Consider the following 12,072-nt stretch of genomic DNA (forward strand, 5'->3'; position numbering starts at 1 on the left):
ATGGGTCTGAGGTAGGGTTTGTACAAACTTACTATCCGGTTTGGTATCTTGGCTTGTGGGTGTAAGTATCGCTGTTTTTGCTGTTGATAAACCAGTTTAATGGTCTTAAATGTTTCAGCGTCTACCATACTTAATCCTTTCGCTTGAGTTTGATTGAGCAGGGATTGATAGGCTTCTATTCCTTTATCCAACAATTTTAGTAAAGCATTTTGCCTGCTTCTGGTTTTTCTATAACTTTTCTTTCGCAGTTTGCTGTAAGAGATATATTTAGTCTTTTGGTCTTTAAACTTTGAGCGAGGTAATTTGATTCGATAAGTTTGACACAGGGTGGGAATCTGTTTTTCCCATAACCATTGACAAGATTCCCAAAGTAATTTCACATCTGTAGGGAAGCGAATATAAGACTCATAACAGGTAGCATCCATTAGTACTACTTGTTTATCAGGTATTTCCTGCTTCCAATTTGCAATAAGGGTTTGTTGTAAAACGCCTAAATCAATATGCTTTGCCAGGTAAGTTCGTGCATTAGAGACAAAAGCATTATCCCGAACCATTTGATTATCACACAATTGAATGCCACAAAACATTTGTATAGCCCAGTCAGTATTTAATCGCTCTAATAGCTTTTCATCACTCAGTTTCAGATAATGCTTCAGAAACATTAAACCAAAATATCCTCGTGGTGGTAAAATGGAAGGAGAACCAACTTTGGTTTTCTTTTTTGGAAGAAGATTGTCTAAAGCTACCCAATCTATGGTTTGATAAATCGCACCTAATTCTGTCTTATTCTTGAAAATGTGCAATCTGGAAAAATTTGGAGAATCCAAATCAAATAATGTACCTTGCATCTGTATTTTTAATTCTTAGCAGAAGAAAAATACGAAAAACCCCGAAATATGTCAAGTTCGTGCATATTCGGGGTTTATTTATTTGCTAAAATATTGCTAATCAAATCGTTACCCTATTAAAGGAGAGCCTATGTATCTTCTTAAGTCAATGAATTGAGGAGGGAGTAGCAATTCTACTCCCGGTTTCACAAATTCCCACTCGCTTTCTTATATCTCACGCTGGCTATCAGAAAATTATAAATGCTTGATAAGTATTGATTTTCGGCACTTTGTAAAGCATATTCTGTGTTCTTTAAGTCTGATAACAAAATAACCCCTTTCTCGAAACGGAATTTATCTGTTTCTAAAATTCTTTGGGCAAGGGCAATGTTTTTCCTGGCTTCTTCCAGATTCAGTTTTGACTGTTGCAGAGTATTCCAGGTACTTTTAGATTCATAGCTGAAATCACTTTTTAGTCGCTCAGTATTTAAGGTATTTATCTGCTGACGCACTTTAAAGTCGTTAGAGGCTAATCTGGCTTGTCGGCCATCAAAAATAGGTACACTGGCTCTGATGCCTATATAGTTAGCCGGAAACCATGTGCCTTTCTCAAATGGGTTAAGTGTTTCAGCCAACTGAAAATAAGAATAATTGCCATAGGCCGAAACCATAGGTTTATTTCTTGCCAGTTGCTTCTGTACATTTAACTGGTTTATGCGCAAATTCAACTCTTCTGCCTTTATCTCCGTCCGTCGTTCAATATTCGATTGATTGTCAATAATCTGTGAATAGTTGAAAATGGCCTGCAAATCTTCGCCGGGTTCTACTTTGTCTGTTGTATTTAACTGGTATTGTAATGAAATCAGACTAAGGTCATAATCCTGCTGGTTTTTAGTCTGAGCCAGTCTGGCATTACTTACATCTAATTCAAGTTTATCCAAATCATTTTTCAGAACCGCCCCCTGGTCAAATCGAGCCTGACCTACTTCAAAATAACTATTGGCTCGCTGCAAAGCCAAGGTTGATAAACTAAGCCTTTCTTTGGCAAACACACTATTATAATAAGCCTCCGTAATAGCCTGTCGTAAGTTAATGCGTAGCTGTTCAAGGTTGTTTTTCTGTGCTTCCACTTGCGTGTCATTTACGGCACGGTCAATCTTTTTATTGGCATCATAAACCTTCTGCTCGGCTTGCACCATAAAGGAATTATTAAAGGGGCGACCCAGTTTTATTTCAGTCTGCGATTCACCTGAACCGGGTAGCGCAAAAGGCAATACCGTTGTTTGTAGCTGGGTGTTCCAGCGTACATCGGCATTCCCGTTTACCTGTGGTAGCCATCGGGCTTTTACTTTCTCGTTTTCGGCAGAAGCAATCTGCACATTCAGGTTTTGTGATTTTAGTTCTATGCGATTCTCCAGACCCTTCTGAACAGCCTGTTCAAGCGTAAGGGTTTGAGAAAATGCAACGGATAGCGTAAAGCCAAATATAAAAGATAGAATAAGGCGTATCATAATTCAATTTTTTTTCAAATGTATATACTTATCAAAACGGGCGTATAAATATTTTGATAAGACGGAAGAAAAGCCCTATAAAATCTCATGATTGGGTATTGAGAGGTATTGATTTCCTAAACGCTGATTTTCACCGACTGAAGTCGGTGGCTAAGAAAACAACGGAATATTTTATTATGTAAGCCGGACCGCGCGGCGGCCGCTTAAGTCCGGCGTGGTATGCAAAAAAACATTTGTTAATATAGTCGGCGACCGCGACGGCGTCCGTTTCTATTCGCTGACACTCAGGACGAAAATAATCCCTATCTACATTAAACCAATTGCCTCAAAAACACTCTTTTAATTAGAATTTTACTATTCTGTTTTTATAATCTACTCATTTTCAGTCAATTAAATCTCTTAACGAATCATTAACAAAACGGCAATAAACTATCGGCTTCTCTTTTACATCTAAGAATCAAATAAGTTTAAAAAAACAAAAAATAACAATAACCAGGAATTTCACTATGAGAAAGTTAATCATGATAGCAATGTTGGTGGCAGGAGCCATCGGTGCTAATGCGCAAAGAGGATATGACAGACGTGATGGTGGTCGTTACGGAAGAAATGATAATGTTGTAGATAGCTACCAGATTCAGGCACGCAATGAGATTGCGCAAGGCATTAAGTCAGGTAGAATAACTTCAAGAGAAGCCAAACCTTTGTTACGTGAAGCAGAAAGAATTGAGGTAAAAGAAAATCGTTTCAAACGTGATGGCAGAATAGATAATTTTGAACGCCGTGAGTTGGAGCAGGATATAGCTGTATTGCATAGCTGGATTGCCCGTGAGAAACGTGACAGAGAGAGAGTTACCTATGATGAATATAGCAGAGGATATGCCAATGGCCGTTACAACGACCGTTATAGCAAAGGTAGATGGTAGAAGAGATTAATAAATGAGTTTTATTAATAATGCTTTTTCGTAAAGGACAGGGTAAGGTAATAACCTTACCCTTTGTTTTTTTATAGAGTTTTGGTCTGAAACATTCCGGCATTTGATTGGTTGAGTATAAATAATCTGAGTCTTTTGATTAAGAATAAACAGAGATATGTATCTTGCAAAGCGATTATTCCTATTTCAATTGTATGATAACCCTAACAAATGCTGTTATTAGTGCTACGATTAACCCCAAAGGGGCCGAATTAGTAAACCTTATCCATAAAGCCACACAAATAGACTATATGTGGTCGGCTGACCCGGCTTTCTGGGGGAAATCTTCACCTGTCTTGTTTCCTGTGGTAGGAGCTTTGAAAGACAATAATTTTATTTATAAAGGAGAAACATACACTTTACCTCGTCATGGTTTTGCCCGTGAGCGTGTGTTTGAAGTAGAAAGCCAGACAGAAAATAGTGTTACCTTTCTTTTGAAATCTGATGAAGCCTCAAAAAAGGTCTTCCCTTTTACATTTGAATTTCGCCTGCACTATACTTTAGACGAAAATCGGTTGCATGTGAAATACGAGGTTACCAATACGGGTGATGCTGAAATGTTCTTTTCGGTAGGTGGACACCCGGCCTTTCGTGTGCCATTAGCAGACGGAACCAGTTATGAAGATTACTATCTGGAGTTTAATGCCGAAGAAGACCTGATGCGCTGGCCTTTGGCTGACGGAGGTTTGATAGAGACTATGCCTGAAAAACTACCAGTAAACAATAACCGCATACCCTTAACCAAAGAATTATTTTATCAGGATGCCCTTGTGTTTAAACACCTGCAATCAGATAGTGTTGTGCTGAAATCTGATAAAACCCATCACCAATTACGGTTTTATTTCAAAGACTTCCCGTTTTTAGGTATCTGGGCGGCAAAAGATGCCGATTTTGTGTGCATTGAGCCCTGGTGTGGTATTGCAGATAGTGTCAGTCATAACCAGCAACTGACAGAGAAAGAGGGGATAAATCAATTGAATGCAAAAGAAAATTTTGAGAGGACTTGGGGGGTGGAGATTGTGCGGTCCGCCGCGCAGTGATTAGTCTTGAACTGTGCCGCGACGGCGTACCGTTTTACCTGATTTTTGTGATTACACTGATTAATAGTTTATCCTTAAAATCATGTTCATAATCAATCAAATCATATAAATCAGGTCAATCAGTTAAATCATAGTTCAAGACATCACAAAATCACTCATTCAATATTTTTTACCTTTACCACAAATAGCTTAACTATAACCAACAGATGAAACTTTTTTACAGAAAAACAGGTGAAGGACAGCCTATATTGATTCTACACGGCGTTTTTGGCTCTTCCGACAACTGGTTTACCATTAGTAAAATGATAGCCGATAAGGGCTTTGCTGTCTATGCTTTAGATGCCCGTAATCATGGACAGTCGCCACGCAGTGAAGAATTCAGTTATGAACTCATGGCCGAGGATTTGAACGAATTTATTGACGAACATCAATTGGATAAACCGATTATTATTGGTCATTCGATGGGAGGGAAGACCGTGATGCACTTTGCCATGAAGCATGAAGGGAAATTCAGCAAACTGATTATTGTGGATATTGCGCCTAAATATTATCCTTCTCACCACGGACATATCATACAAGGACTCAATTCTATCGATTTAGATAAACTTACCAACAGAAAAGAAGCTGAACTACAATTGGACCGCTATGTAACCAGTGTAGGCGAACGTCAGTTTTTGCTAAAAAACCTTTACCGCAATGATTTAGGTAAATTCGACTGGCGTATTAATTTACCCGTACTAAGCAAGGAAATCTACCAGATTGGTGGCGATTTTACAGATACCCGTGAAATCTCTGAACCAGTTTTATTCCTGCGTGGTAGCGAGTCCGGCTATATTTATGACGAAGATGTAACAGCCATCAAAAAAATATTCCCTAATGCCACTGTAGAAACCATAGAAGGCGCAGGCCACTGGATTCAAGCCGAAAAACCTAATGAGTTTGTGGAGGCTGTGGTTGGATTTATTGGGTGAGGCTTTTTAATTCTATTTCTCTGTTCGGCTAAATATTTATCCGCAACGAAGTTGTTAGTCGATGTATATGCCATTCTTAGAATGGTATTTTTCTAATAGCCTTTTTAAAAAAGGCTGATGCTATGACTAATAATTTCATTAGGGATATAAAAGTAAATTTTAATATGAAAAACTATCTGATTTTATTCTTTTTAAATTTAGGTATAAACGGGTGTATTCCAAAAGAGGGACCAAATTGTCATAAAAGTATTGGTGTTATCAATAATAGCTCAAAGGATATTTGGGTTTATAGAAGCGATAAAAATGGGAAGTTTGTAGGCGGTTGTTATACAACACTATCGGAGTTTGTACCCGCCAATTCAAGTAGAGAAAAAGTAGTAAATCAGCCAATAAGAGATAATTGTTATGAAAAACATATGAATGGCACATTCAGAGGTGGTAAATTAGAGGTTTATATATTTTCAATAGACCCCCATAGTCTGAAAGATAACTGTGATACTACAAAATTAAAAACCTATTTATTAGAAACAAGAGCCTTAACAGTAGCCGAACTTCAAAAGAATAACTGGACATTTACATATCCTAAGTAGGAATTAAGCATCTGTTCGGCTAAATATTTATCTGCGATTTATGTATGAAGAAAAGAATAATACTAATAGCAGTTACACTAATTTTTGCGTGTCTGATGATACTATTCTTTCAAAGAAAAGAGGAAGTTAAATCGAATAATTTGAAAATATTTTTCCCATCGTATACCAATATATACGACGATTATAAAACTGCACACGAAGAATCGATAAAAACAGGTAAACCATTATTGATATTATTTACAAGTTATAACTTTAGAACAAATATAAGAGATCAGGTCTTTAAATTCATTAACCATAAAGAAGTTCGAAAATTACTTGAGGAAAAATATATTTTTGTTTGTTTGCTGGTAGATAGCCCTAAAAAATTAAGCAAGGCTGATTCATTAATTTATGGGGGATTTGCAGATAAAGGAGAATTATGGTCTGACTTTCTAATCCAAAAATTCAAACAAAATGCAATTCCTACTATATTCATTGAATATACAAATGATAAATTCAGGGCAGTGGACACCAATTATTTAAAAAATCTGGAAGACTTTCTGACTAAAATAAAGTAATTTTTTGTCTCTGCTCGGCTAAATGTTTATTTAGTCGGTGGGTCAGGCGTTCTTAGAGCGGTATTTTTTTTAAAGCCGTTTTAAAAACGGCTGACACTTTGACTAAATTAAAATTTAGCCGAACGGGGGCTGTGGTTGGGTTTATTGGGTAGGGTGTTTATCGAAGTATATTTTTTATTGTAGAGACGACTTGTAGGCGTCTCCATTGGTCTGTAATACGCAATTTACGTTAATTAAACAGATATTTAGCCTAAGTATATTACAATATATCTTTCTGCAAAGACCCGAGGAGACGCCTACAAGTCGTCTCTACACAACGCATTTTTATTTCCCAACCATCTCCCCAACAATCTTAGCCGAAGATAATGCCAATGGTATCCCACCGCCCGGATGGACACTTCCGCCTACAAAATACAAATTCTTAATACGAGATGAGAAATTGGCGTGGCGGAGAAATGCTGCAAATTTGTTGTTGGAACTATTGCCATACAAAGCCCCCTGAACCGAAGAAGTTCTCATTTCAATGCTTCTGGGGTCAAGAATGCTTTCTGATTCTATCAGTGGGGCAATATCTGTTTTCAGGTTTCTGCTGAGTTTGGTGATTACGTTCTGTCGGGCTTCTGCAATCAATTTGTCCCAGTCCTGGCCTTCATTGGCAGGAGCATTCAGTAAGATAAACCAGTTTTCACAGCCTGCTGGCGCATCATCTTTTTTGTACTTGGAAGTAATATTGAGGTAAATAGTTGGGTCGTGGTAAATGGTTTTTTGCTGAAACTGATGTTCAAATTCTGCTTGATAATTATCTGAAAAGAAAATATTGTGCAAGCCTAATTCAGGAAATTCTTTTTTAATTCCCCAATAAAAAATCAATCCCGAACCGCTTTTGGGTTGATTCAGTAATTTTTCAGGATGCTTTGCCTGGGGTAAGAGTTTACGATAGGTAGGCGTAATATCCATATTACTCACCACTATATCAAACGCACAAAAATCTTCAGTTTTATTAGTATCTGCCTGCTCAATCTTCAATCCTTTTACTTTTTTATCTATCACTACTATCTCTTTCACCCGGGTATTGAAATGAAATTTCACGCCTAAATCTTGAGCCAGAGCCACCAGACTTTCGATAATGCCATACATACCCTTTTTCGGAAAAAATGCCCCGATATTATATTCCAGATGCGGAATAATGTTCATCGTAGCAGGTGTCTGGTAGGGGTCAGACCCATTGTAAGTGGCATATCGGTTAAATAACTGCACCGCCTTAGGCGTAGAAAAAAACTGCTCATTAGCTGCATTCATGGTATTAAAAATCCCTAATTTGGGTAGATTCAGATAACCTTTGAAAGCCTTTGCTGATGTCCAGGTGGAAAGTTTATGTAGAGAGTCTTCTAAGAAAAGGCCGCTTAATATCTCGTACTTAAAAGCACTGTCTTGCAGCATTTTTAGCACCTTTTCGGCAGGCTCGCCCAGTTGTTTTTCGGCTTCCTGCGCAAATTCCTGCGTATCAGCAGATACATTCAATCGGGTACCATCTTCCCAGAAATAGCGGCATATTTCGGGTAGTCTGCTATATTCAAAATAATCATTAACAGATTTACCTGATAATTCAAAAAGTTCTTCTACAAAACGGGGCATCGTAAATAAAGATGGACCCGCATCAAAACGGTATTTGCCCTGCTCAAAACTGCTGAGTTTACCACCCGGATAATGATTGGCTTCAAATACTTCTACTTCATAACCTTTGTTGCGTAAACGTATGGCCGTAGCAATGCCACCAATCCCTGCACCAATAATGCCTGCTTTCATAGAGTCCGGGTTGTCATCAAAATGGTTTGTCAACTATTAACCATATACGGGGGCTAATTGTTAAGGCATTCAGATATTTTCAGGACACTATTTTACGAGTAATTATCGAAAACTCTGCAATAACCTTTTATTGTCCGATAGCCATTAATGAAAAACTTACATTCGGAATAGATATTTCTCCACTTGTGATATTGCAAAATCTGATATACCCACCTGTGTTTGTTATTGTTTCAACACTCAGAACAATTTTTTCGACATTAGAAGAACCTGTATTTTTCTGTCCAATAACGACAACCGGTGGTTGGGTAAATATAGAATTATTCCCAAACGAAAATCCTAAAGTTTTACAAGTGTTGCCGTCAATATAGAAATTGGCTGATGTAGCCGGAGATGTAATGGTAATCATTTTCAACTGGGCGCTGCTGGTATTTGCTAAAGTCCCTTTTCCTTGTACTGATAAACTTCCGGCATAGCTCACATTACCATCTACTCTCAGCTTATCTGTGGTGACGGAAATAGTGCCTATATCAATGTTACCATTATTTTTTATAATCATTCTTCCCCCTGCTCCCTGTTCACGGAACTCAAACCTGTTTGATCCGAATATAGTAGCTAATACCCACGATTTCGTGTCAGCACTGCTTCTAATGACCATATCCCGGTTTACTAATTCCAATTTTTCAACAGGCGTTTCGGTATTAATTCCGACTTTCCCATCAATGGATAACGTATTGATATTCGCTTTGCCCAAAATATCCAGTTCATAAGAAGGGATATTCTGGCTAATGCCAACTTTGCCCATATAATATATATCTGCCTCCCCTTCCCAGATAGGTATAGTCGCTTTTGAATCAAGATTACCTATACAATACTTAACCGTATTGTCATTTATATCATAAAAAATTCTACCTATATAAGAATCAGGACAGTGAGTACTGATATTATTACTTGCCAGCCTGAAAGCCTCCGGCTGAATAACTGTAAACTGGGCGGATAGTTTCTGTGAAAAAAACACAATGCTCAGAATGAAGAGTTTTAATTTCATGACTCTATAGAAATTTTAATGAATGTTTGAGTAGTCTCTATCTTTTACCTATTGGCCAATACACAGGATATTGAAGACAATATTACTAAGCGAAATATTGCTTGCGGTAGTATTACAAAAACGGACAGTTACTGCCGAAGAAGTGGCTGACTGAATGCTGATAATTAATTTACCAAAATTACCTGTACCTGAAACCAGATTTCCGACCTGTACTGTGGGAGCAGATGAAAAGCCGGCAGAACTTACATTTAATGCCGGAGAATTGGTAGCGCAATTGCCTGCAAGAACCGTAAACGAGGATCCAAGATTTACCTGTGCTAAATGCGTTTTTAATGAATTGGCCGTGGTGGTTCTGACAATACCATTCCCACCATTTACGGTCAGGTTTCCGGTGAAACTTCCCGTACCATCTACTGAAAGTTTAGCAGTCGGCACAACAGGGCCAATGCCCACATTACCACCATTGGCAAATATCATTCTGGTAGTGCCGTTTTCCTGAAGCGATAAATAATCATTTTCGTCTGAATAATCGAATTTCCAAGTCTTTGAATCAAGGGTACTGGTAATGGCTACATCACCATCTACGACTTCTAAGGCTGTTTCAGGAGAAGCTGTGCCTATGCCTAATTTACTAACACTAAGCGCATTTGAAATTTTAGCACTACCATTAACATCCAGGTCAAATTGAGGGTTATCCGTATTGATTCCTACTTTACCAGTAAAATTGATTGCTTGAGGGAGAGCCTCAATGGTACGCCATTGTGAAATCGTGGTTCTCCATTGGGTGCCATCACAGGCCATAATTAAGCTGGTAGTGGTATTAAAATAGATTTTGCCTTTATCGTCAACGGTGCAAGCCGGGGCTTCTGCTAAATTCGGAACAATGAAACCATCAGGTAGCATGGTGCCCGATTGGGCAAAAGTATTGAAAGAGAGGAGATGAATGATTAATAAGAATAATAATTTTTTCATGGTTTTAATGAATTGAAAATTAAAAAATATAGAGTACTTTATATTATTTCCTGTTTTGTTTGATCTCACCGACTATTCTAAAGCTTTATAATAAATACTGTTTAATAAGACATTGTCGGCTTCATTCACAGGCCGGAGTATGTTCGTCAGACCATCCAGCCTCTGGCGGGTATTAAACACAGTTTTCAAACCATACTTCTATTTCTGATTGATGGCTCAAAAATATTTGATGGGAGATGTCCGGTAAATTTTTTTCATTTGAATGACGAAAAATTGTATTTGAATCGTAGCCGAATCGGAATAAACCGGAAAGTAAATTTCAGATTAACAGACGATTTATTTCTTCTAATCGAAAGGGGGTTGTTCATAAAGTGGTGTTTGTGAGATGGATATATCCGCAGAATAAAATCTTGGGTGATTTCATCGATTAAAATCTATTTTAAAAGAATTTTTTAAAGTTTTTTGTTATTTTTTCATTACTTTGCGTCTAAAATAGAGAACCTTACTTACTTAATTATACACTCTCCTTAATAACCCAAATGGCTAAATTATTAATTGTTGATGATGAAAAGAGTATTCGGGATGCTTTAAGAGACATCCTGGAATATGAAGAATACGAAGTAGATGAGGCGAAAGATGGCGAAGAAGGATTAGAAATGGTACTGAAAACCCATTATGATGTGGCTTTATGCGATATAAAAATGCCCAAATTAGACGGTCTGGAAATGTTGCTGAAAGCGAAAGAAGAAGGGGTAATGACCCAGTTCGTCATGATTTCTGCCTTTGGAAACGTCGAGAATGCTGTGGAAGCCACCAAGCGTGGTGCTTTTGACTTCATCACCAAACCACCTGATTTGAATCGCTTACTCGTAACTGTGCGCAATGCCATAGAAAAGAGTAAAGACGTAGAAGTGATTAAAACACTGAAACGCAGAATCTACAAAATCAATGAGATTGTCGGAGAGTCAGACCTTATCAAAAAAGTAAAAGATACTATCGACCGTGTAGCACCTACCGAAGCCCGTGTATTGATTACAGGACCCAATGGCTCGGGTAAAGAGATGGTTGCCAAGCAGATTCATGAAAAAAGTAACCGTTGCAATCAGCCTTCTGTTGAAGTAAACTGTGCGGCTATCCCTTCAGAATTGATAGAAAGTGAACTTTTCGGCCACGAAAAAGGTGCTTTTACCTCGGCTATCAAACAAAGAATCGGTAAGTTTGAGCAGGCAGATGGTGGCACACTCTTCTTAGACGAGATTGGTGATATGAGCCTTTCGGCACAAGCCAAAGTGTTAAGAGCCCTGCAGGAAAGCAAGATTACACGTGTGGGCGGAGACAAAGAAATAAAAGTGAATGTACGTGTAATTGCGGCTACCAATAAAGACCTGAAAAAAGAAATTGCGGAAGGGAATTTCCGTGAAGACTTATACCATCGTCTGAATGTAATTCCGATTCATGTACCTGCACTGACCGACCGCAAAAGTGATATTCCACTGCTGGCAGATAAATTTCTGCACGATGTGGCCGATGAATACGGCGATGCTGTAAAAGAATTTGAGCCAGATGCGATGGAGTACATGAAAAGCCTGCCGTGGACAGGTAATGTGCGTGAGTTACGCAACGTTGTAGAACGTCTGGTAATTATGTGCGGACCTACTATTACGCTTGACGACGTAAAATTATATGCAGGAATAGGATTTTAATGTAGCAATGAATCCAGTAGATAAAAATAAACGCTGATTTTTATCTACTGGATTTTATCTATGCGTTTTACAGGGTATT

11 protein-coding genes are annotated in these 12,072 nt (G+C 38.1%); 6 read left to right on the forward strand and 5 right to left on the reverse strand.

Annotated elements, in window-relative coordinates:
• On the reverse strand, positions 1-848 hold an 848-nt coding region (locus EWM59_RS19645), incomplete at its 3' end, for a transposase (RefSeq protein ID WP_130022580.1).
• Positions 849-1,033: 185 nt separating this feature from the next.
• Positions 1,034-2,338 (reverse strand): TolC family protein, encoded by a 1,305-nt coding sequence (locus EWM59_RS19650; RefSeq protein WP_130022956.1) that lies wholly within the window; start codon positions 2,336-2,338, stop codon positions 1,034-1,036.
• 506 nt (positions 2,339-2,844) lie between these two features.
• Between EWM59_RS19650 and EWM59_RS19655 the strand changes: the two genes are divergently transcribed.
• The 5 genes from EWM59_RS19655 to EWM59_RS19675 all read left to right on the forward strand — a co-directional run bounded on the left by EWM59_RS19655 (position 2,845) and on the right by EWM59_RS19675 (position 6,467).
• Positions 2,845-3,261, forward strand: coding sequence for a hypothetical protein (locus tag EWM59_RS19655; RefSeq protein ID WP_130022957.1), 417 nt, complete (start codon positions 2,845-2,847; stop codon positions 3,259-3,261).
• Between the two features lie 203 nt (positions 3,262-3,464).
• The gene (locus EWM59_RS19660; protein WP_130022958.1) at positions 3,465-4,349 is read left to right on the forward strand and encodes an aldose 1-epimerase family protein; all 885 of its coding nucleotides are present in this window, start codon (positions 3,465-3,467) and stop codon (positions 4,347-4,349) included.
• A gap of 206 nt (positions 4,350-4,555) precedes the next feature.
• Positions 4,556-5,320, forward strand: a complete 765-nt coding sequence (locus EWM59_RS19665) for an alpha/beta fold hydrolase (protein ID WP_130022959.1) — start codon at positions 4,556-4,558, stop codon at positions 5,318-5,320.
• A gap of 122 nt (positions 5,321-5,442) precedes the next feature.
• Complete coding sequence (locus tag EWM59_RS19670) at positions 5,443-5,910, forward strand: hypothetical protein (protein ID WP_130022960.1); 468 nt, start codon at positions 5,443-5,445, stop codon at positions 5,908-5,910.
• 44 nt (positions 5,911-5,954) lie between these two features.
• Positions 5,955-6,467 (forward strand): thioredoxin domain-containing protein, encoded by a 513-nt coding sequence (locus EWM59_RS19675; RefSeq protein ID WP_130022961.1) that lies wholly within the window; start codon positions 5,955-5,957, stop codon positions 6,465-6,467.
• A 324-nt stretch (positions 6,468-6,791) separates the two neighbouring features.
• Here EWM59_RS19675 and crtD read toward each other — a convergent pair whose 3' ends face one another.
• The 3 genes from crtD to EWM59_RS19690 all read right to left on the reverse strand — a co-directional run bounded on the left by crtD (position 6,792) and on the right by EWM59_RS19690 (position 10,290).
• Entirely contained in the window at positions 6,792-8,273 is a 1,482-nt protein-coding gene (crtD, locus tag EWM59_RS19680) for a 1-hydroxycarotenoid 3,4-desaturase CrtD (RefSeq protein WP_130022962.1), read from the reverse strand.
• 127 nt (positions 8,274-8,400) lie between these two features.
• A complete protein-coding gene (locus EWM59_RS19685; protein ID WP_130022963.1) occupies positions 8,401-9,318 on the reverse strand; it encodes a hypothetical protein in 918 nt (305 codons plus the stop codon).
• A gap of 48 nt (positions 9,319-9,366) precedes the next feature.
• Positions 9,367-10,290 carry a hypothetical protein gene (locus tag EWM59_RS19690; protein WP_130022964.1) on the reverse strand — a complete coding sequence of 308 codons (924 nt, stop codon included), beginning with the start codon at positions 10,288-10,290 and terminating at the stop codon, positions 9,367-9,369.
• A gap of 539 nt (positions 10,291-10,829) precedes the next feature.
• On the opposite strand from EWM59_RS19690, the gene EWM59_RS19695 reads away from it, so the two are divergent.
• Positions 10,830-11,993 carry a sigma-54-dependent transcriptional regulator gene (locus EWM59_RS19695; protein WP_130022965.1) on the forward strand — a complete coding sequence of 388 codons (1,164 nt, stop codon included), beginning with the start codon at positions 10,830-10,832 and terminating at the stop codon, positions 11,991-11,993.
• Positions 11,994-12,072: the final 79 nt, after the last annotated feature.

The sequence above is a fragment of the Emticicia agri genome (assembly GCF_004168285.1).
GTDB lineage: Bacteria > Bacteroidota > Bacteroidia > Cytophagales > Spirosomataceae > Emticicia > Emticicia agri.